The sequence below is a fragment of the Pseudomonas sp. GW821-FHT05D12 genome, from assembly GCF_059419825.1.
This window is the reverse complement of the sequence record NZ_JBWKSN010000004.1, coordinates 87,566-107,337: the sequence shown is the minus strand read 5'-3', so window position 1 is coordinate 107,337 and position 19,772 is coordinate 87,566. Positions and strand designations below refer to the sequence as shown.

At 60.5% G+C, this 19,772-nt stretch carries 19 protein-coding genes; 9 read left to right on the top strand and 10 right to left on the bottom strand.

The features are described from left to right. The first annotated feature begins 108 nt into the window (after positions 1 to 108). Together AC07SI_RS08550 and AC07SI_RS08545 are read left to right on the top strand one after the other, a co-directional pair. Positions 109 to 4,854 (top strand): RHS repeat-associated core domain-containing protein, encoded by a 4,746-nt coding sequence (locus tag AC07SI_RS08550; RefSeq protein ID WP_495005677.1) that lies wholly within the window; start codon positions 109 to 111, stop codon positions 4,852 to 4,854. Beyond that, on the top strand, positions 4,851 to 5,246 hold the full coding sequence (locus tag AC07SI_RS08545; RefSeq protein WP_282396347.1) for a hypothetical protein: 396 nt from the start codon (positions 4,851 to 4,853) through the stop codon (positions 5,244 to 5,246). Before AC07SI_RS08550 ends, AC07SI_RS08545 begins: the two co-directional genes overlap by 4 nt. Positions 5,247 to 5,356: 110 nt before the next feature. On the opposite strand, the gene hemB is transcribed toward AC07SI_RS08545, so the two are convergent. From hemB to AC07SI_RS08530, 3 genes are all read right to left on the bottom strand, one after another. Continuing rightward, positions 5,357 to 6,331 (bottom strand): porphobilinogen synthase, encoded by a 975-nt coding sequence (gene hemB / locus AC07SI_RS08540; protein WP_282396348.1) that lies wholly within the window; start codon positions 6,329 to 6,331, stop codon positions 5,357 to 5,359. Positions 6,332 to 6,461: 130 nt separating this feature from the next. Beyond that, complete coding sequence (locus AC07SI_RS08535; RefSeq protein WP_495005540.1) at positions 6,462 to 7,304, bottom strand: PhzF family phenazine biosynthesis protein; 843 nt, start codon at positions 7,302 to 7,304, stop codon at positions 6,462 to 6,464. Positions 7,305 to 7,307: 3 nt separating this feature from the next. Next, the gene (locus tag AC07SI_RS08530) at positions 7,308 to 8,006 is read right to left on the bottom strand and encodes a glutathione S-transferase N-terminal domain-containing protein (protein WP_065907103.1); all 699 of its coding nucleotides are present in this window, start codon (positions 8,004 to 8,006) and stop codon (positions 7,308 to 7,310) included. A 251-nt stretch (positions 8,007 to 8,257) separates the two neighbouring features. On the opposite strand from AC07SI_RS08530, the gene AC07SI_RS08525 reads away from it, so the two are divergent. Together AC07SI_RS08525 and AC07SI_RS08520 are read left to right on the top strand one after the other, a co-directional pair. Further along, positions 8,258 to 8,959: a histidine phosphatase family protein gene (locus AC07SI_RS08525; protein WP_120448085.1), complete on the top strand. Its 702-nt coding sequence runs from the start codon at positions 8,258 to 8,260 to the stop codon at positions 8,957 to 8,959. A 44-nt stretch (positions 8,960 to 9,003) separates the two neighbouring features. Further along, the gene (locus AC07SI_RS08520; protein WP_065907107.1) at positions 9,004 to 10,059 is read left to right on the top strand and encodes a permease; all 1,056 of its coding nucleotides are present in this window, start codon (positions 9,004 to 9,006) and stop codon (positions 10,057 to 10,059) included. Between the two features lie 113 nt (positions 10,060 to 10,172). Here AC07SI_RS08520 and mnmH read toward each other — a convergent pair whose 3' ends face one another. The 4 genes from mnmH to AC07SI_RS08500 all read right to left on the bottom strand — a co-directional run bounded on the left by mnmH (position 10,173) and on the right by AC07SI_RS08500 (position 13,428). Further along, a complete protein-coding gene (gene mnmH / locus AC07SI_RS08515) occupies positions 10,173 to 11,276 on the bottom strand; it encodes a tRNA 2-selenouridine(34) synthase MnmH (RefSeq protein ID WP_065907109.1) in 1,104 nt (367 codons plus the stop codon). Continuing rightward, positions 11,276 to 12,310: a selenide, water dikinase SelD gene (gene selD, locus AC07SI_RS08510; RefSeq protein ID WP_495005539.1), complete on the bottom strand. Its 1,035-nt coding sequence runs from the start codon at positions 12,308 to 12,310 to the stop codon at positions 11,276 to 11,278. Before selD ends, mnmH begins: the two co-directional genes overlap by 1 nt. A gap of 94 nt (positions 12,311 to 12,404) precedes the next feature. Further along, a complete protein-coding gene (locus AC07SI_RS08505; RefSeq protein WP_065907112.1) occupies positions 12,405 to 13,154 on the bottom strand; it encodes a TerC family protein in 750 nt (249 codons plus the stop codon). A gap of 28 nt (positions 13,155 to 13,182) precedes the next feature. Then, entirely contained in the window at positions 13,183 to 13,428 is a 246-nt protein-coding gene (locus AC07SI_RS08500) for a hypothetical protein (protein WP_495005538.1), read from the bottom strand. 134 nt (positions 13,429 to 13,562) lie between these two features. On the opposite strand from AC07SI_RS08500, the gene nhaR reads away from it, so the two are divergent. Continuing rightward, positions 13,563 to 14,474 (top strand): transcriptional activator NhaR, encoded by a 912-nt coding sequence (gene nhaR, locus AC07SI_RS08495; protein ID WP_495005537.1) that lies wholly within the window; start codon positions 13,563 to 13,565, stop codon positions 14,472 to 14,474. A 1-nt stretch (position 14,475) separates the two neighbouring features. Here nhaR and AC07SI_RS08490 read toward each other — a convergent pair whose 3' ends face one another. Further along, complete coding sequence (locus AC07SI_RS08490; RefSeq protein WP_495005536.1) at positions 14,476 to 15,630, bottom strand: MFS transporter; 1,155 nt, start codon at positions 15,628 to 15,630, stop codon at positions 14,476 to 14,478. 158 nt (positions 15,631 to 15,788) lie between these two features. Continuing rightward, entirely contained in the window at positions 15,789 to 16,298 is a 510-nt protein-coding gene (locus AC07SI_RS08485) for a DUF1993 domain-containing protein (protein ID WP_065907120.1), read from the bottom strand. 125 nt (positions 16,299 to 16,423) lie between these two features. Here AC07SI_RS08485 and AC07SI_RS08480 point away from each other — a divergent pair, with 125 nt between their 5' ends. Continuing rightward, complete coding sequence (locus AC07SI_RS08480; RefSeq protein WP_495005535.1) at positions 16,424 to 17,071, top strand: YceH family protein; 648 nt, start codon at positions 16,424 to 16,426, stop codon at positions 17,069 to 17,071. Between the two features lie 668 nt (positions 17,072 to 17,739). Here AC07SI_RS08480 and AC07SI_RS08475 read toward each other — a convergent pair. Beyond that, positions 17,740 to 18,558: a shikimate 5-dehydrogenase gene (locus AC07SI_RS08475; protein WP_495005534.1), complete on the bottom strand. Its 819-nt coding sequence runs from the start codon at positions 18,556 to 18,558 to the stop codon at positions 17,740 to 17,742. 156 nt (positions 18,559 to 18,714) lie between these two features. Between AC07SI_RS08475 and AC07SI_RS08470 the strand changes: the two genes are divergently transcribed. From AC07SI_RS08470 to AC07SI_RS08460, 3 genes are all read left to right on the top strand, one after another. Next, positions 18,715 to 19,068, top strand: coding sequence for a hypothetical protein (locus tag AC07SI_RS08470; RefSeq protein WP_065907126.1), 354 nt, complete (start codon positions 18,715 to 18,717; stop codon positions 19,066 to 19,068). Between the two features lie 233 nt (positions 19,069 to 19,301). After that, a complete protein-coding gene (locus AC07SI_RS08465; RefSeq protein ID WP_065907127.1) occupies positions 19,302 to 19,496 on the top strand; it encodes a hypothetical protein in 195 nt (64 codons plus the stop codon). Between the two features lie 91 nt (positions 19,497 to 19,587). After that, positions 19,588 to 19,770, top strand: coding sequence for a hypothetical protein (locus AC07SI_RS08460; protein WP_065907128.1), 183 nt, complete (start codon positions 19,588 to 19,590; stop codon positions 19,768 to 19,770). Positions 19,771 to 19,772: the final 2 nt, after the last annotated feature.

The following is a 19,772-nucleotide window of genomic DNA, read 5'->3' as shown; positions in this document are numbered from 1 at the left end:
ACAGTGCGAGGGATTGCAGATGTTTTTTTTCGATAGCCCCGCCGTTTTGGTGGGTGCGCCTTGATCAACGCCACCAGCCAAACCATCGGCCTCCTGCTGCTGACGGCCATGGATGCCAAGACGCGTGACGTCGAAGCCGTGCTCAGCGACTTCAGGCGCTGCCTCAATTCCTACGAAACCTTGGCGCAAAGCTTCCTCAGCTCTTCGGCGCTGGATGTCGAGCAGGTATTCAAGGTCGGCCGTGAGGTGGCGCTTGTCGCGCCGATCAACCGCTCGATCCTTCCCAGCAGTACCGTCGCCGCGTGCCAGGCCAACGGCACATTGACGCTGGTGCACATGTTCCAGAGTTCGAGGTTCGTGCCCATCGGCAATACGCCCGTGATGTTGCAGCGTATCGACCCAGACGGCGGCCCGCTGGGGGCGCCCATCCATAAAACCATCGGGCCCAGCGGTATTCTGGAAGTTACCGAGTGCGATCGTAACCAGCGGTACCGCATCAGCTTCTACCCCAACGTCTCCCAAGAGCATTTCAAGGCGCTGTATGCCTCCTATCAGTCGGTCATCGGGCCACTGGAGGGCTGGCTGCGCAGCGAGTGGGACGCCACGTTTGCACCGCTGTGGGCGAACTACTCCGAGGCCAATTTCCTCAAGCGCTACCTGATGCTGCACCGAGCCTACGCCCGGGGATTTGGCAATGCGCTGTATGAACTCTGGGATTCCCTCAAGCAGCTGCTTCAGTGGCTCATGGACCCGCTTGCGAATGCCGAGAAGCTGCTGCATTACCTGTCCCGCGCCGAACTCGAAAAGCTCCTGAACGTCAGCGCCGAAATCCTCGCAAAAGGCATTTTGGTACTCAGCGATGAGCCGCTGCTGTTCATTTACTTGTCGGTATTGGTCAGTTGGATGCGGATGATGCCGCCGCCGTACATGAACGAATTGCTCGGGGAAATCAGCGCCGAAGTGCTGATCAACCTGCTGCTGGCCCTCGCCACCGGTGCGATGGGCGTGGCGATCGGCATGAGCGCCAAGGTCCTGGACGGCATCAAGTCTCGTCGTGCGCGCCAGTGGTTGAAACAGGTGGCCAGGCAATTTGGGAAATCTCGTGTGCAGGGCCATGTCGAGGCGGCCAAACCGTTGTTGCTGAGGAGCGCAGCGACGCCGATCAAGGTGATTCCGAATGTACCGTTGAAGGCTGGGGATCAGCTGGTTTCCAACCCGGTGCCGGCGGTTCGCGGCAAGACGCAGCGGACCGCATTGATTCGGCAGGAGCATGTCGACGATGTGCCTGCCGCTGGCAAGAACCCAAACGGGGACTCGGCGGCGCCTGCGGATAAGACCGCCACTAACGGCTGCCCGGTGTCGATGGTGACCGGAGAGGAATTGCTCACTCTCACCGATGGCTCATTGGATGGAATCTTGCCGTTTGAGTGGCGCCGCTTGTACCGCACCAGTGCGGTGGAAATGGATGGCGGGTTGGGGTTTGGCTGGAGTCATTCGCTGGCGCATCGGCTGAGTGTTTCCGGTGATTCGGTGGTGTGGACCGATCATGAAAACCGCTCGACCACCCTGCCCTTGCCATCTGTTTCTCGCCCAGCAATCACCAATAGCCTGGCTGAAGCAGCGATTTACCTGGGGACGTTGCCCGATGAGCTGGTGTTGGCCCAGGCGTCGCGCTTCTACCACTTTCGCGACGGTGTGCTGACCGCGATCAGCGATGCGTATGACAACCGCCTGCGCATTGCCCGGGATCTTTTGGGGCGCATTGAGCGGCTGGATAACGGTGTCGGGCGTTCGCTGTTCCTGCGTTATGAGTTGGGTCGCATCGTGGCGGTGGACTACCAGATCCAGCGCGCCAAGGGCCATGGTCCCTTCGAGTGGATTACCGAACACAACGTTGTTTCCTACGCCTACGACGACGCTGGCCGACTGGTCTCGGCGACCAATGCCGTCGGCGAACGCGAGGTTTATCGGTACGACGATCAGCACGTCATTCTTGAGCGGCAGTTGGCCGGTGGCGCGAGTTTTTTCTGGGCGTGGGAACGGGCTGGCAAGGCCGCGCGCTGTGTCCGCCACTGGGCGAGCTTTTCGCAGATGGATACGCGTTATGCCTGGGATGACCACGGGCAGGTCACGGTGTTTAACGCTGATGGCAGCCAGGAAGTCTACGTGCATGACCAGCGGGCGCGGCTGGTGCAGCGCATTGATCCAGATGGTGCCGAGCATTTCAGATCCTACGACGACAAAGGCCGGTTGACGGTCGAGCAGGATCCGCTGGGCGCGGTGACGGCGTATCAGTACGACGAAGCCGGACGCTTGGTGGCGGTGTTTCCGGGGGACGATGAGCCGACGTCCTACGAGCATGATAATGGGCTCGTACGGGTTGTAAGGCGTGGTGAGGCTGCCTGGAAATATGAGCGTAATGATCAGGGAGATATCGTTCGTAAGACTGATCCCGACGGCAACGTAACGGACTACAGCTACGACAAGCAGGGACAACTGACCGGGGTCTGGTTTCCCGACAACAGCTGCCATCGGCTGGTGTGGAATGAGCGTGGTCAGTTGCTGGAAGAACAACTGCCAAATGGCGGCGTCAAGCGCTACCGCTATGACGATCTCGGGCGGCAGGTGGCGCGTGAGGATGAGCATGGGGCGCTGACCGAGTATCAGTGGGACAGCGTCGGGCGGCTAACTCGTGTCGTGTTGCCAGCTGGTGCGGCACGGGAATACAGCTACAACCCCTACGGAAAGATCACCTCCGAGCGAGATGAGCTGGGGCATGTCACCCGCTACGAATACGCCGACGGTTTGCACCTGATCAGCCGGCGCATCAATGCCGATGGCAGCCAGGTCATATACCGTTACGACAACGTGCGGCTGTTGCTGACCGAGATCGAAAACGAGGTCGGCGAGACCTACACACTCGACTATCACCTCAATGGCCTGATCCAGCAGGAAGTCGGCTTCGACGGCCAACGGACGGCTTATGCCTACGACCTCAACGGCAAACTGCAGGAAAAAACCGAGCACGGCGACGATGGCAGTCAGCTGGTTACCCGTTATGAGCGAGATCACGCTGGCCGTCTCGCAAGAAAAACCCTGCCCGACGGCAACGCTGTCGATTATGCCTACGACCGCCAAGGCAACCTCCTTAGCGTCGACGATGGCCACTGGGCACTTGCCTACGAATACGACCCACAAAACCGTCTCACCGCCGAACACCAGGGCTGGGGCACCTTGCGCTACGGCTACGATGCCTGTGGGCAGCTGCAACACTTGCGTCTGCCCGATAACAATCGCGTGGTGTTCAATCACGCCAAAGGCGGCCACCTGTCCACCGTCGAACTGAATGGTGAAGTCCTTACTGCTCACCTATTCAAAGCCGGCCAGGAACACCAACGCCAACAAGGCCAGTTGATCAGTCACTACCACTACGACGACCAGCAGCGCCTGCACGCCCATGCCGTCAGTCAACAGCAGCACACCCTTTACCAACGCCAATACGACTACGACAAATCCGGCAACCTCACCCGCCTGCTCGACACCCACAAAGGCGAACACCACTACCACTACGACCCCCTCGCCCGCCTGACCCGCGCTGACCACTCGCAGGACGTGCAAGAACGCTTCGGCCACGATCCGGCCGGCAACCTGCTGATGCAAGACCGCCCCGGTCCGGACATCGTCGCCGGCAACCGGTTGATGATCCAGGGCGACCGCCATTACGACTACGACGCCTTCGGCAACCTGATTCGCGAACGACGTGGCCGTGGGCACGCGCTCATCACCGAATATCGCTACGACTGCCAGCACCGCCTCATCGGAATCACCCAACCCAACGGCCAAACCGCGAGCTACCGCTACGACCCGTTTGGGCGGCGGATCAGCAAAACCGTTGATGAAATAACCACGGAGTTTTTCTGGCAAGGCGACAAGCTGATTGCCGAGCATCACGCGGATCGTCATCGCAGCTATCTCTACGAACCCGACAGCTTTCGGCCGCTGGCGTTGCTCGAGGGCTTCGGCCCAAAAGCCACCAAGCCCTACCACTACCAACTCGACCACCTGGGCACCCCACAGGAACTCACCGCCCCGGATGGCGAAATCGTCTGGTCCGCGCATTACCGCGCCTACGGAGAAATCAGCCGCCTAGACGTCGGAAAAGTCGACAACCCACTGCGTTTCCAAGGTCAGTACTTTGACCAGGAAAGCGGGCTGCACTACAACCGCCATCGCTACTACAATCCGGATGTTGGCCGCTACCTGACGCCGGACCCGGTGAAGCTGGCCGGTGGACTTAACAGCTATCAGTACGTACCCAACCCTACAGGGTGGGTGGATCCACTAGGTTTGAATACGTGCCCAGGTGGCGACGGGTGCAAACCCGAATCCATAGCGGACGAGCCTTCGGCAAAAGCAAAAGTTCACAAAGATGAACCTGAACCACCAAACTCAACTGATGAAGAGGACTATTTGTTTCGTGGAGACAGAAATCCACCAGAGAAAGTTTTCAAGCAAGGCTTCAAGAGCAAAGGGAATAGCAACGACCTTTATCTCCACGCCGTGAACAGCAACGATCCGCTAAGTAATTTTATAAGTACTTCGCCCTCCAGGATGACTGCTATAGACTTTGCAACGGGTTACGGAACGCGAGAAGGTTACTTGTATGTCATAAAAAGTATCGCAGGGCATGACGTCAATTTAGAACTTGGTAAAAGGACACCTTTCGCAAATGAAAAGGAGTTTGCCATCCATGAGAAAATAGACCCAGAGGATGTTTTAGGAATGACACCTGTAAACCCTGACGGCAGCTATACGGGCTATTCAATTCCAAACCCGAACAGGAAAACAAAGTGAAAACAAAAAAAATCAAAGCAATAATTAACAACATAGAAAAAGACGTCACCTTCAAGTATGACGCCACTGAAATAAAATTGATGTTTTCCGAAGCGGACAACTTCAAAAAAATTTATAGCGCCGAAGACATGTATAGGTGCCTGGCAAAAGTCAGGGCCGACTTCCCTTCAATACAATTTCTTTGCAAAGGTGCCAAGATAAACGTCACCCCCTCAAGCATGGCCTCGCAGATGAGCGGAGGGCTGGTTGCCTATGAGTTGACGCTAGGAAAACGCGCAACCCGAGAAAATTTGGTCCACATATTTGACTATGAAGACCAGAATCTCACCAACGACCCAGAGGAACAGCGCCGATTTTACGAAGCATGGATAGTGTCTATAGACGCCGATTGAACTGAATTATCGGCGCCTATGAAAAAACAAACAGTTCGACCAGATGACCACTCACCAGTCATCCACCCTGTGGAAAGAAAGCTCCCTCACCACAGGGCTGTGCGGTTTCTTCAGATACCGGCCAACGCCAAATCCATCGCGAAGTAGGTGAAGATCAAGTCCGCCCCCGCACGCTTGATCGACCCCAACGTCTCACGTACGACCCGATCCTCATCGATCGCGCCCGCCTGGGCGCCGAACTTGATCATCGCGTACTCGCCGCTCACTTGATAGGCCGCCACCGGCAGGCGCGACGCCTCGCGGATGTCGCGGATGATGTCGAGGTAGGCTCCAGCCGGCTTGACCATCAGGGCGTCTGCGCCTTCCTGTTCATCCAGCAGTGATTCGCGCACGGCTTCGCGGCGGTTCATCGGGTTCATCTGGTAGCTTTTGCGGTCGCCTTTGAGCGCGCTGCCGCCGGCTTCGCGGAAGGGCCCGTAGAGGGCCGAGGCGAATTTGGTCGAGTAGGCCATGATCGGGATATGCGTGAAGCCGGCGTCGTCCAAGGCGCGGCGGATGGCCTGGACCTGGCCGTCCATCGCTGCCGACGGGGCGATCACATCAGCGCCCGCGCGGGCGGCCGCCACGGCTTGTTTGCCGAGGTTGACCAGGGTCGCGTCGTTGTCGACATGCGCGCCGTGCATCACGCCGCAGTGGCCGTGGTCGGTGTATTCGCAGAAGCAGGTGTCGGACATCACCACCATTTCCGGCACGGCGTCCTTGATGATCGAGGACATGCGCGAGACCAGGCCGCGTTCTTTCCAGGTGTCGCTGCCGCTGGCGTCGAGGTGGTGGGACACGCCAAAGGTCATCACCGACTTGATGCCGGCACGGGCGTAACGCTCGATCTCGCTGGCCAGTTTCTTCTCAGGGATACGCTGTACACCCGGCATGCTGGTGATCGGCACGAAGTCGTCGATTTCTTCTTCGACGAAAATCGGCAACACCAGGTCGTTGAGGGTGAACTCGGTTTCCTGGAACAAGCCACGCAGCTCCGGGGAGCGGCGCAGGCGGCGTGGGCGGGCTTGGGGGAACTGGCTGGTCATGGCGGTCCTGGCTGGGTGTAAAACAGTAGAGGCAGAAAACAATGGGGCGAAAGCTTATGCCCGCAGGCCCCGGCAACACAAATGCCCAGGGCCCAACAGTGTATTGCGTGGGGCGTAATAATTTATTGATCTAGAGCTGTAGACGCCCCGCGATGCACACCGCGACGGCGCCACCGATCCAGATTTCATCGCCCTGGCGCTCGACGTGAATGCGCCCCGCACGCCCAATGGCCGTGCCCTGGCTGACCACATACCGCTCAGGCGCCAACGCCTCGCCGAGCAGCCATTGGGCAACGCCGGCATTCAGGCTGCCGGTGGCCGGATCTTCCTGGGCGCCGTCGCCTGCGACAAAGGCACGCACCTCAAACTGCGCGTCGACGTCATCATGCGCGGGGTTGCAGGGAGCGATCACACCCACGGCCAGCCCCAGCAGTTGCGAAAAGTCCGGCTGCACTGCCAGGACTTGCTGGCGGTCAGCCAACATCACCGCGAGCCACCCCGCGCCGTTATCGACCCACTGGCTGCGCACGATGGCCCCCGGTGCCAGGCCCAACCCCAGGCGCACACGCTCCAGCAACGGCGCGTCGACTGGACCTGAACGCAACAGCGGCGGCGCGATGAACGCCAGCTCATCGCCCTGGCGCCGGATGCGTACCAGGCCGATCTCGCATTCCTGGATGATCTCCTCGCCGTGGGGCACGCCCCCGGCCTGCAGCCATGCATGGCAACTGCCCAGGGTCGGATGGCCGGCGAAAGGCAGTTCCTGCAAGGTGGTGAAAATGCGCATCCGGTAGTCCGCCCGTGGATCGCGGGGCGTCAGCAAAAACGTGGTTTCACTGAGATTGGTCCAACGGGCGAAATCCGCCATTTGCGCATCGCTGAGGCTGTCGGCGCCGAGCACCACGGCCAGCGGGTTGCCCTTGAGCGCGACGTTGCTGAACACATCCAGCTGCTTGAAATCGAAAGTCTGCATGGGTCAGCTCGGTATGTTCAGGCCACGGATGACCGCCGGCCGGGCAACAAAGCCGTCCAGCGCGCGCAGTACGTTAGGGAAGTCGGCAATGCCCACCAGGTCGCCGGATTCGTAGAAGCCGATCAGGTTGCGGATCCACGGAAAGGTTGCGATGTCGGCAATGCTGTACTCATCGCCCATGATCCACGTGCGGCCCAACAGGCGCTTTTCCAGGACATCGAGCAAACGCCGGGATTCGGCGGCATAGCGATCACGGGGACGCTTGTCTTCGTAGGCCTTGCCGGCGAACTTGTTGAAAAAGCCCACCTGGCCGAACATCGGGCCGATACCGGCCATCTGAAACATCAGCCACTGAATGGTTTCGTAACGTGTCGCCGGGTCTTCAGACAGCAACTGGCTGGTTTTTTCCGCCAGGTAAATCAGGATCGCGCCGGACTCGAACAGGGCCAGCGGCTGCCCGCTGGGACCGTTCGGGTCAATGATCGCGGGGATCTTGTTGTTGGGGTTCAGCGAGAGAAATTCCGCCGACAGTTGGTCCTGGGTCTCGAAGCTGACTTTGTGTGCCTCATAAGGCAGCCCCAGCTCTTCGAGCATGATCGAGACTTTTACCCCGTTGGGCGTGGGCAGCGAGTACAGTTGCAGGCGGTCCGGATGCTGTGCAGGCCATTTACTGTTGATCGGGAAGGCGGCGATTGAGTTCATCGGGAAGTCCCTGTGCGCAAAGCCTCCATGATAGCCAGCTGTCACCTGTCCTGCATGGGTCATCAATGCGCAACATCCGCTGGCTAATATCCCGCATGGGCGAACCAATAGGCCCAGGCACACTCTTAAGTGCGCTCTTACGGTGAATGGAGGCACCTCGCTTTATCGACAAGGAACACCGCAGGACGCCGGATGCGTCACTGGGGCCGGGCTTGTCCGCCTTAATCCGAAGCACCGAAGACTCGACACTCATGACCATCAAGCCTCTGTGCCTTGCGCTGCGCCTCAAACGCTACTCCTACATCATGTTGCCGCTGCTGCTGGTAGGCGGCGCCATCGGCCTGACCCTGGAATCGCGCATCAGCAGCGCCGAACAGGTCGACGGCGTGCAAACCCTGGTATTCCTGCGCCACGGAGAGAAACCCGCCGGTGGCCTCGGGCAACTCAATTGCCAGGGCCTCAACCGGGCGATGAACCTGGCCACGGTATTGCCGGAAAAATTCGGCAAGGCCAATTTCGTGTTCGCGGCCAACCCGACGCGCAATGTCGAGGAAGGCGAGCTGGACAACTCCTACAGCTACATTCGGCCGCTGATGACCATCAGCCCCAGCGCCATCAAGCTGGGCCTGCCGGTCAACATCAAGTTTTCGGCGAATGACACCAGCGCCCTTGCCGATGAGCTGGTCGAGGACAAGTACCACAACTCGATCATCTATACCGCCTGGTCCCACGGCTACCTGCCGGAGTTGATCAACAAAGTGGCCAGCGAGGCCTCGGGCGAGAAACACACCATCACCGACGACTGGTCGGGCAGCGACTACGACTCGCTGTACGTGCTGACATTGACCTGGCACAACGGCAAGGCCTCACTGCTGAGCCGCAACTATAAACAGGGCCTGGACAACGGCGAAGAGACCTGCCCGCTCCCCACGCAGGTGAGCGCCGATAGCTGAGGGCGTATGATGCGCCGCTATTGACTCATCTGCGGATCATCCCCATGCCCAATCTCACCTCCCCCCAGCCCTCCCGGGGTTGGTCTTTCTGGTGGAAACCAGCGCTGTTCCTGCTGGTCGCCTGTGTCGGCCTCTACTACGTGAAGTGGTCGCCCTACTACCTCAAGGCGTTTGTGGCCGCGGATAACCACAACATCGGCGCCTCGATCCTCAATGACCAGCAAAGCTCGCCGCTGGCGGCAGCGCTGGCGTATGCCCAAGTGTATTTCCTGGCAATCTGGAAAGCCGCCGTATTGGCGGTGATCCTCGGCTCGCTGCTGCAGGTGCTGATCCCCCGCGACTGGTTGCTGCGCCTGTTTGGCCGCGCCGGGCTGGGATCGACCCTGCGCGGCGGGCTGTTCGCCTTGCCGGGGATGATGTGCAGTTGCTGCGCGGCACCGGTCGCGGCGGGCATGCGCCGCCAGCAGGTGTCGGTGGGCGCGGCGCTGGCGTTCTGGATCGCCAACCCGGTACTCAACCCGGCGACGCTGGTATTCATGGGCTTTGTACTCGGCTGGGGCTTTACCGCCTTGCGGCTGGTGGCGGGCATTGTGCTGGTGGTCGGTGTGTCGCTGGTGGCGCAGCGCATTGCACGGCCGGACCAGGTGCCGGAAGCGGCACTGGAGGCAGTCGCCGACGTCAGCCAGGCGGATGCGCAGCCTTTCCTCGGGCGCTGGCTGCGCACCCTGTGGCAGCTGTTCTGGAGCACCATCCCGGTGTATATCCTCGCGGTGCTGGTGCTGGGCGCGGCGCGAGTGTGGCTGTTCCCGCATGTGGACGGCGCCATGGCCAACAGCCTGGTGTGGCTGGTGCCGCTGGCGATTGTCGGCACGCTGTTCGTAATTCCCACCGCTGCCGAGATTCCCATCGTCCAAACCATGATGACCCTGGGCATGGGCACCGGCCCGGCCGTGGCCCTGCTGATGACCTTGCCGAGCGTGAGCCTGCCGTCGCTGTTGATGCTGCGCAAGGATTTCGACGCGCGAGTGCTGGTGACGGTGGCCGGGCTGACCATGCTCGTGGGGGTGGTATGCGGCTTGATTGGAGCGGTGATTCTTTAGCGTCTGAATGAAACGCGAGCAAGCCCGCGCCTACATTCGACGGCGGTTACCCTGGAGGAACCCGGTCAAATGCGGGTGCAGGCTTGCTGGCTAAGAGGCTTCTCGCCCGCCCTTTATGCGCGTCTGGCAACCCGTTCGCGCAGATACTCCAGCACCGCGCCCTGCTCCCCCGCAAACTCGATCCGCGCGCCTTTGCTTTCGCGCTGGAAGGCGTACATCGGGTCGTAATACTCGCGCAGCAAACACTCGATCCACACCCTGTGCAACTCCACGGCGCCACTGCGCGCCTGTTCCGCCAGCGCCTCTTGCATGATCACCTGCAAACGCTGGGAACGCTCACCACCCAGGCGCTTGTGGATATTGGCCAGGCTCTGCGTCAGGCGCTCGGCAAACAATGCCTGGCCCTGCTCGCCAAACACCGCGATAAATTCCGCGCACAGATCGACGACATAATCGCGCAGGATCCGCTCGACGCGGCCTTCGACGCTGTCCTCCAGCCACACCATCGCAAAGGTCTGCATGCCCTTGTGCAACGGTAATGGCAGCGCGCAACTGCCGATCATGCGGCTTTCGTCCTCGACGACAAATTGCTCGATGCCCGCCGCACGTTTTTTCAGCAGGTCGACTGCCAGGCGGTTTTCGAAGTCAATGTTGGACGGTTGCGCCGTGGCCCGCTTGCCGAAGCTCGAGCCCCGGTGGTTGGCGTGGCCTTCCAGGTCCAGTGCATTGCGTAATTGGCCGAGGACTTCGGTCTTGCCGGTGCCGGTCATGCCGCCGAGCAACACGAAATCACACTGGGCCGCCGCCTGGTCAAGGGTCTCCAGCAGAAAGGTGCGCATGGCCTTGTAGCCACCGCCGACGCGCGGGTAATCGATGCCAGCGTCGGTTTTCAGCCATTGCTGCACGATCTGCGAGCGCAGCCCGCCACGAAAGCAATACAGGTAGCCGTCAGGATTGGCCTGGGCAAACCGCGCCCAGTGCTCGATGCGCTCGGCCTTGATCGCGCCCGATACCAGCTCATGCCCCAGCACGATGGCGGCTTGCTGGCCCTGCTGCTTGTAGCAGGTGCCGACGCGCTGGCGCTCGTCATCGGTCATCAGCGGCAGGTTGATCACGCCGGGAAAGGCACCCTTGACGAATTCAACCGGTGCGCGGGTGTCCATCATCGGCCGGTCGTTGAGGAAGATGTCGCGGTAGTCGGTGATGTCAGTCGCCATCAAAACACCTCTACCGCGTGGGTCTGTCGCTCAACCAGTGTACCGATCGGCTCAAGGCTCAGGCCCAGTTCGGCGGCCACGGTGTGGAATTGCGCGTCACCTTCCGGGGTTACCGCGATCAGCAGGCCGCCGCTGGTCTGCGGGTCGCACAGCACGCGCTTGTGCAACTCCTGCAAGCGTCCGATCTTGCTTGAGTAGCTGTCGAAGTTACGCAAGGTGCCGCCGGGCATGCAGCCCTGGTCCAGGTAGTCCTCGATCCCCGGCAGGCGGGGGACTTTGGCGTATTCGATGCGCGCCGTTACGCCGCTGCCGTCAGCCATTTCCACCAAGTGGCCCAACAGGCCGAAACCGGTGACATCGGTCATGGCGGTCACTCCCGCCAACTTGCCGAAGCGGCTGCCCGGCTTGTTCAGCGTGCACATCCAGTCACGGGCCAGGCCGATATCCGCGTCGCGCAACTTGCCCTTCTTTTCGGCAGTGGTGAGGATGCCGATGCCCAGCGGCTTGGTCAGGTACAGGCGGCAGCCGACGGTGGCGGTGTCATTGCGTTTCATGTGGCGTTTTTGCACGAGGCCGGTCACGGCCAGGCCGAAGATCGGCTCAGGTGCGTCGATGGAGTGTCCACCCGCCAGCGGAATCCCGGCTTCGTCGCACACCGAGCGACCGCCACGGATCACTTCGCGGGCGATCTCCGGCGCCAGCACATTCACTGGCCAGCCAAGAATCGCGATAGCCATCAACGGATCGCCGCCCATGGCGTAGATGTCGCTGATCGCGTTGGTCGCGGCGATCCGGCCGAAGTCGAAGGGGTCATCGACAATCGGCATGAAAAAGTCGGTGGTGGACACTACGCCGCGCTCGTCGTCGATGGCATACACCGCCGCGTCGTCGCGGGAGGCGTTGCCCACCCACAGGTTGGGGTCGAGGTTCTGCGCACCGCTCCCGGCGAGGATCACTTCCAGCACCTGCGGCGAAATCTTGCAGCCACACCCGGCGCCGTGGCTGTACTGGGTAAGGCGAATCGGCTCGTTCATGGTGGACCTCAATCTATCAAGTGGGCGGATTCTAGCAGACAGCAAAAGGCCGGCTGGGCTCTGGTGAGCACAGCCGGCCGGTTTGTTTCAGCGATTACTGGCGGGCAGCGAGCAAACGCTTGTGGCGGTTGCGTCGGGCGATGTTCAGGCACTCGATCACGGCCGAGAACGCCATGGCTGCATACACGTAGCCTTTAGGCACATGGGCACCGAAGCCTTCGGCGATCAGGGTCATGCCGATCATGATCAGGAAGCCCAGGGCCAGCATCACCACGGTCGGGTTGTCGTTGATGAACTTGGCCAGCGGCTCGGCCGCCACCAGCATCACGATCACCGAGGTCACCACGGCAATGATCATGATCGGCAGGTGCTCGGTCATGCCCACGGCCGTAATGATGCTGTCGATGGAGAACACCAGGTCGAGCATCAGGATCTGGCCGATCGCCGCGGCAAAACCGATGGACACGACATTACCGGTGGTCTCCTTTTCTTCCGGCTCAGGGTCCATGCTGTGGTGGATCTCGGTAGTGGCCTTCCACACCAGGAACAGACCACCGGCGATCAGGATCATGTCCTTCCACGAAAATGCCTGGCCGAGGACTTCGAACACCGGCGTGGTCAACTGCACGATAAACGCGATGGTACTCAACAGGCCCAGGCGCAACACCAACGCCATGCTGATGCCGATGCGACGCGCCTTGGCACGATGCTTTTCCGGCAATTTGTTGGTGAGGATCGAGATGAAGATCAGGTTATCGATACCCAGCACGATTTCCATCACGATCAAGGTCGCCAGGGCGACCCAGGCGGTGGGGCTGGCGGCCAGTTGTAAAAGGTAGTCCATAGGTCAGTCCTGACGTTGTGCTGGGAAATTAGGCTTCTTTGTTACTGTTCGATTCTTCTTGCTCGTCTTCCTGCTTTTCAGGACTGATCAAGCCTTGGGTTGCTTCACTCAATGCCTGCTCGGCGGCCTTGTGCGTGTCATCGATGGCCTGCTTGGCCGACTCGGTGGCTTTGCCGATCACTTGCTGCGCGCTTTTTTCGACTTGATCGCAACCACTGATCATCACCAATGAAAGCGCAAGCACCGCCGCCGCGCCCAGGGAATTGAGTTTCATGATGTATTCCTCGTTAGAACCATTGGGTCCAAATACTGGCCCCTCGATAGCGAGGCATTCTATGCAGGCGAACAGTTCAGGAAAATTCGTATTTTTCTCCCGTATACTTCGATTTTTACGAAGTGACGCACAGCATGCTCAATTATCGTCAATTGCATTATTTCTGGGTCGTGGCCAAGACCGGCAGCATCGTGCGCGCTTGCGAGCAACTGAACCTCACACCCCAGACCATCAGCGGGCAGATCAGCCTGCTCGAACAGACCTTCGGCATCGCGCTGTTTCAGCGGGTCGGCCGCCAGCTGGAGCTGACCGAAGCCGGGCGCCGCGCCCTGCCCTATGCCGAGCAGATGTTCCAGACCGGCAATGAATTGGAGACGATGCTGCGTGCGCAACCGAATGAGCAGCAGATCCTGTTCCGGGTCGGGGTGGCGGATGTGGTGCCCAAGTCCATCGTCTATCGCTTGATTGCGCCGACCATGGAATTGAGCGAGCCGATCCGCATCACCTGCCGTGAAGACAAACTCGAACGGTTATTGGCCGATCTGGCGATCCAGCGCTTGGACTTGGTGATCTCCGACAGCCCTATGCCTACGCACCTGGACATTAAAGGCTACAGCCAGAGACTGGGGGAATGTGGCATCAGCTTTTTCGCCACCCGGGCGTTGGCTGACCGGTATGCGGGAGATTTCCCACAGTGCCTGCACGGTGCGCCGCTGTTGATTCCGGGTGCGGAAACCGTGGTGCGCAGCCGTTTGCAACGCTGGTTTGCCGAACAGCAGATTCAGCCAAAGATCATCGGCGAGTTCGATGACAGCGCCTTGATGCAGGCCTTTGGCCAATCCGGCAGCGGGATCTTCATCGCGCCCAGCGTGATCGCCGATGAGGTGGTGCGCCAGTACGGCGTGGTGTTGATGGGCCAGACCGACGCGGTCACCGAGTCGTTCTATGCGATCTCGGTGGAGCGCAAGGTCAAGCACCCCGGCATCGTGGCAATCACCGAAGGGGCACGGCGCGAGCTGTTTACCGCCCTGCCCGCGCCCACCTGAGTCAGCTGCAGGTCGCTGCCGGCTTGGCGGTCATCAGCCACAACGCCAGCAGGATCGACACCAGGATAAAGCCGGAAGCCGCGAAACCCAGGCTGCCCAGGCCGAGGGTGTCGATCACGTGCCCGCCGACCATCGCCCCCAGGCCGATCCCGAGATTGGCCCCGGCGATATTCAGCGACGCCGCAAACGCCGGCGCATGGGGCGCGGCCTTCATCAGCCGCACATGGCTGACCAGGAACATCGCCGCCTGGGTCACACCCCACACGGCCATCGCCGCGGCCAGGCCAACGGTGGAATGAATCGCCGGCACCAGCGCAACCATGCCCGCGATCATGAAGCCGCAGAACACCATGGAGGCAATCAGCGGGTGCCGATCCACCGCACGCCCGCCCAGTGAGTTGCCGAGCAACCCGACCGCGCCAAAGCCCATCAGGCACCAACCCACCAGGGTGCCTTCGAAGCCGGCCAGGCGCTCAAGGATGTCGGCCAGGTAGGTGTAGGCGGTGAACATGCCACTGAACACCAGGATCGACAGCAGGATGTGGCCCTGCATCAGCGGGTTGCGCAGGATCTTGAACTGCGAGCGCAACGTCACCTGGTCGTTCTTCGGCTGCGTCACCGGCAGGTAGATGAACAGCAGCACGGCCTTGGCCAGCGCGACCACGGCAAGAATGGCAAAGGCGGTGCGCCAGCCGAACATATCCGAAATCAGCGTACCCACCGGAATGCCGAACACCGTGGCGCAGACGATGCCAAAGCCGATTTTCTCGATGGCGCGCCCGGCGTATTCGGGGCCGACGATATCCACTGCCGTTTCACTGGCCAGCGCCCAGAACACCGGCAGGCCCAAGGCCGGGATCAAGCGCGCCAATGCCATCACCCAGATGTTCGGCGCCAGCGCGGCCACGGTGTTGGCGACGCCGAACAGGATCAGGATGCTGATAAACAGGCGCTTGCGTGGGAAACGCGCGAAGTAGGCGGTCAGGAACGGGCCGAATGCCGCCACGGTAAACGCGAACAGGGTCACCAGCAGCCCGGCCTGGGACACGCTGACATTCAGGTCCCGGGCGATGGACGGCAGCAGGCCGACGATGACGAATTCTGTGGTCAGCACGGTAAAGCCGGCGGCCGACAGCAGCAGGATGGGAAACAGCATCAAAAACTCCAGAAACAGCAACACCAACGACAACCCGAAGGTTCGCTGGCAGATAGGATGAAAAAAGGATGCTGAATCTTAACAGAGTGTGTCGGTGTAGCCCATGAAAAAGCCCGGCGACGCCTGCAGGCATCGACCGGGCTTTGCGGCGTTACGACTTAGAACGCGCCCATGTAGTCGCGCTTGCCCACTTCCACACCGTTGTGACGCAGCAAGGCGTAGGCGGTGGTGACGTGGAAGAAGAACTGCGGCAGGCCGTAGGTCAGCAGGTAGGACTGGCCGCTGAAGCGCTTCTCTTTCGGCGTGCCTGGACGGGTGATGATTTCGATGCCTTCCTTGCCGTCGATTTGCTCGGGCTTGATGCTGTCGACAAAAGCCAGGACCTTGGCGATCAGCGCCTGCAGGTCGGCGAAGGTCACTTCGGAGTCTTCGTATTTAGGCACTTCGATCTCGGCCAGGCGCGCGGAAACGCCCTTGGCGAAGTCGACGGCGATCTGCACCTGGCGCACCAGCTGGAACATGTCCGGGAACAGACGTGCCTGCAGCAAGGCGTTGGGCTCGATGTTCTTGGCGGTGGCGTGGGCTTCGGCTTTGTTCAGCACATCGCTCAGGGCGGTGAGCATTTGCTTGAAGACCGGGACGGAAGCGGCGTACAGGGAAATAGTCATGGCAGTCTCATGGGTAATGGCACGGTTTGAACCAGCGGCGATTATAGACACGCCAGCCGCGCGCGCGGCTTGTCTTTTATTTTTTCAGGATTAGGCTAGAGCGCTCACTGCATAGGGAAAGCGCGATGACCGCCGAGCACGACACCGACACCCCTGAGCCGCGCCTGAACAGCACGGAAATCCGCGTCCTGGGCTGCCTGATCGAAAAACAGGCGACCAACCCGGAAACCTACCCCCTGACCCTCAATGCCCTGGTGCTGGCCTGCAACCAGAAGACCAGCCGCGAGCCGGTGATGAACCTCAGCCAGGGCCAGGTCGGCCAGAGCCTGCGGGTGCTCGAGGGTCAGGGCTTCACCCGCCTGGTGATGGGCAGCCGCGCCGATCGCTGGGAGCATCGCGTGGACAAGGCGCTGGAACTGGTGCCCGCCCAGGTGATCCTCACCGGGCTGTTGTTTTTGCGCGGGCCGCAGACGGTCAACGAACTGCTGACGCGCAGCGGGCGCATGCATGACTTTGAAGATGCCGAGCAGGTCGTGCATCAGCTCGAACGCCTGATTGCGCGCGGGCTGGCGGTATTGGTGCCACGTCAGGCAGGGCAGCGGGAAGACCGCTATACCCATGCACTGGGAGATCCTGCGGATATTGAAGCGATCATCGCGGCCCGCGGGAATCCGGTGGAGCGCAGTACGGGGGTTTCTGCAGAGCGAATAGAAGAGCTGGAAGCACGAATTGCAGCACTGGAAGAGCGTCTGGGCCAGCTCGAACAGGGCTGAACCCATCTAGAATGTGAATACCCGGGATTGCTCGCGAAGGCGGCGGTGTGTCAGTTGATGCATTTGGTGGCTGATCCACCGCTTTCGCAGGCAAGCCAGCTCCCACATTTGATCTCCATACACCCGTATACCCGAGCCATACCACGATCCCCTGTGGGAGCGGGCTTGCTCGCGAAGGCGGTGTGTCAGGTGATGCATTCGGTGGCTGACGCACTGCTTTCTCAGGCAAGCCAGCTCCCACATTTGATCTCCATACCCCCCGCATACCCGAGCCATACCAGGATCCCCCTGTGGGAGCGGGCTTGCTCGCGAAGGCGGTGTGTCAGTTGATGCATTTGGTGGCTGATGCACCGCTTTCGCAGGCAAGCCAGCTCCCACATTTGATCTCCATACACCCGGGAATCCGAGTCATACCCGGACTCCCCTGTGGGAGCGGGCTTGCTCGCGAAGGTGGTGTGTCAGTTGATGCATTCGGCGGCTGACCCACCGCTTTCGCAGGCAAGCCAGCTCCCACATTTGATCTCCATACACCCGGGAACCCGAGCCATACCACGATCCCCTGTGGAAGCGGGCTTGCCCGCGAAGGCGGTGTGTCGGTCAATGAATGCTTAACGGATACTCCGCATTCGCGAGCAATCCCGACCCCACACTTGGCTCGGCGCCAGCTTTCAGCTTCGGGCGAAGGCTACGGCCGCCTCAAACTGCTCCTGCGTAGGCCGCACGCCGGTGTAGAGCACAAACTGCTCCAACGCCTGAATGGCGATGACTTCCAAGCCCGTGATCACTTGCTTGCCTTGTGCCCGACCGCGCACGATCAGCGGCGTTTCGGCGGGGATCGCCACGACATCGAACAGCGTTTGCGCGGCATCCACCGCTTGCGCCGCGAACGCCAGCGCATCCGCCTCGGCCCCGCCGGTCATGCCGATCGGCGTCACGTTGATCAGCATCTGGGGGCGCAGGTCACCCAGGTCGGCTTGCCATTCGTACCCAAGGTTGCGGGCCAATGCCTGGCCGGCTGCAGCGTTGCGCGCCACGATCACGCCATTGGCATAACCGCCGTCGCGCAAGGCACTGGCAACGGCCTTGGCCATACCGCCGCTGCCGCGCAGGGCGAAGGTCGATGCTTTCGGCACCGCATGCTTTTTCAGCAGTTGTTCAATGGCGATGTAGTCAGTGTTGTAGGCCTTGAGATGGCCGTCGGTGTTGACGATGGTGTTCAGAGAGTCGATGGCTTGAACCGAATCGTCGAGTTCGTCCACCAAGGCAATGGCGGCTTCCTTGAACGGCATGGAAACCCCGCAACCACGTATGCCCAACGCGCGAATACCACCTATCGCGCCGGGCAAATCATGGCTGCTGAAAGCTTTATAGTAGAAGTTCAGACCCAGCTGTTCGTACAGGTGGTTATGGAATCGCAGGCCAAAATTCCCGGGACGCGCCGACAGTGACATGCACAGCTGGGTGTCCTTGTTGGGGTGCATCTGCATGGAAAACTCCTTTGAGTAAGCAAATCGGTACAGACCTTACACAACCTTTACCTAGCGGCCGTGCTGTTTTTCAGAAATACGTTGTCTTAAAAGTATCCCCGCGACATTACTTGAGTCTATTGATTGCAGACCACAAGCGCAGGGGCTAACCGAGGAATGACCATGATTCGTAAAATCCCCAAGATCGCCTTGCTTATCGGTGCACTCGCTATGGCCGGCCAAGCCTCCGCCCACGGTGGTGGATGGGGTGGCCCGGCTGTCTTGGGTGCGTTAGTCGGCGCAGCCGTCGTAGGCTCCGTGGTTGCCAGCCAGCCCCGCGAAGTCTATGTGCAGCAACCGGTATATGTGCAACCTCAACCGGTGTATGCCGCCCCACCGCCCGTCTACTACGCACCGCCACCGCCGGTGTATGTGCAACAGCAGGTTTACTACCGCCCGGCACCGGTCTACTACGGTCCACCGCGTGGTTACTACGGCCCTCCCCACGGCTATTACGGCCGCGGCTGGTAACGGCCAATCGTCCTGTCTGAAACAGGCCTCGCTTATACGCGGGGCCTTTTTTTTGCGTGCAACGTCCGAATTTATGCGGCCAAGGTCGCTCTGAGGACAATGACGTGGGTGAAATCGCACATGATTGAGGCCAATGTCTACTTGCTTGATGGGGCCTCGCGCTGTCATGTTTGTGTCACGACACACTCTCACTATCGATCCTGTCCACTCAATAACAACAAGGACGGCTGACCATGCCCACGCAAAACCCACATCGCACCGCTGGCCTGTGCACGTCCAGCAAGGTCTATAGCGCCCTCACCGAGCTCAAGCACCTGGAGGGCCATCGCAGCGCCAAGTTCCTCGCGCTGCTGGCTGAAAACCTGGTGCACAAGGGTCTGCTCAGTGAACAGGAAGTGGTGAACATGCTCGATCAGGTAGTGGACTGACGCCTCACGTCGATGTCGACTATCGAGCCAGGTGATTTTTCCTACGGCTCCCGGCACCGTAAGGTGACCTCCATAGCGATTGGAGGTTCTTATGCCCACTGTTCAAATCATGTCCGTTATCGGCAGCGCCGTCCCCGCCCCTCTGCGGGAACTGGGGTTGCTCGCCTGCTGGTACCTGGTACGCGATGGCGAGGCCATCAGCGGCCCGCTCACCTCGTTGTCCGCCGCCGAACAGCAACTGCGACAGGCGTCGAGCTTCAGGCTCCACGCCTGAAA

Bases quoted from the DNA above. Each gene is read 5' to 3' on its own strand.
- AC07SI_RS08550 (WP_495005677.1), top strand. From the start codon at position 109: ATGGATGCCAAGACGCGTGACGTCGAAGCCGTGCTCAGCGACTTCAGG.
- hemB (WP_282396348.1), bottom strand. From the start codon at position 6,331: ATGACCAGCCAGTTCCCCCAAGCCCGCCCACGCCGCCTGCGCCGCTCC.
- AC07SI_RS08535 (WP_495005540.1), bottom strand. From the start codon at position 7,304: ATGCAGACTTTCGATTTCAAGCAGCTGGATGTGTTCAGCAACGTCGCG.
- AC07SI_RS08530 (WP_065907103.1), bottom strand. From the start codon at position 8,006: ATGAACTCAATCGCCGCCTTCCCGATCAACAGTAAATGGCCTGCACAG.
- AC07SI_RS08525 (WP_120448085.1), top strand. From the start codon at position 8,258: ATGACCATCAAGCCTCTGTGCCTTGCGCTGCGCCTCAAACGCTACTCC.
- AC07SI_RS08520 (WP_065907107.1), top strand. From the start codon at position 9,004: ATGCCCAATCTCACCTCCCCCCAGCCCTCCCGGGGTTGGTCTTTCTGG.
- mnmH (WP_065907109.1), bottom strand. From the start codon at position 11,276: ATGGCGACTGACATCACCGACTACCGCGACATCTTCCTCAACGACCGG.
- selD (WP_495005539.1), bottom strand. From the start codon at position 12,310: ATGAACGAGCCGATTCGCCTTACCCAGTACAGCCACGGCGCCGGGTGT.
- AC07SI_RS08505 (WP_065907112.1), bottom strand. From the start codon at position 13,154: ATGGACTACCTTTTACAACTGGCCGCCAGCCCCACCGCCTGGGTCGCC.
- AC07SI_RS08500 (WP_495005538.1), bottom strand. From the start codon at position 13,428: ATGAAACTCAATTCCCTGGGCGCGGCGGCGGTGCTTGCGCTTTCATTG.
- nhaR (WP_495005537.1), top strand. From the start codon at position 13,563: ATGCTCAATTATCGTCAATTGCATTATTTCTGGGTCGTGGCCAAGACC.
- AC07SI_RS08490 (WP_495005536.1), bottom strand. From the start codon at position 15,630: ATGCTGTTTCCCATCCTGCTGCTGTCGGCCGCCGGCTTTACCGTGCTG.
- AC07SI_RS08485 (WP_065907120.1), bottom strand. From the start codon at position 16,298: ATGACTATTTCCCTGTACGCCGCTTCCGTCCCGGTCTTCAAGCAAATG.
- AC07SI_RS08480 (WP_495005535.1), top strand. From the start codon at position 16,424: ATGACCGCCGAGCACGACACCGACACCCCTGAGCCGCGCCTGAACAGC.
- AC07SI_RS08475 (WP_495005534.1), bottom strand. From the start codon at position 18,558: ATGCAGATGCACCCCAACAAGGACACCCAGCTGTGCATGTCACTGTCG.
- AC07SI_RS08470 (WP_065907126.1), top strand. From the start codon at position 18,715: ATGACCATGATTCGTAAAATCCCCAAGATCGCCTTGCTTATCGGTGCA.
- AC07SI_RS08465 (WP_065907127.1), top strand. From the start codon at position 19,302: ATGCCCACGCAAAACCCACATCGCACCGCTGGCCTGTGCACGTCCAGC.
- AC07SI_RS08460 (WP_065907128.1), top strand. From the start codon at position 19,588: ATGCCCACTGTTCAAATCATGTCCGTTATCGGCAGCGCCGTCCCCGCC.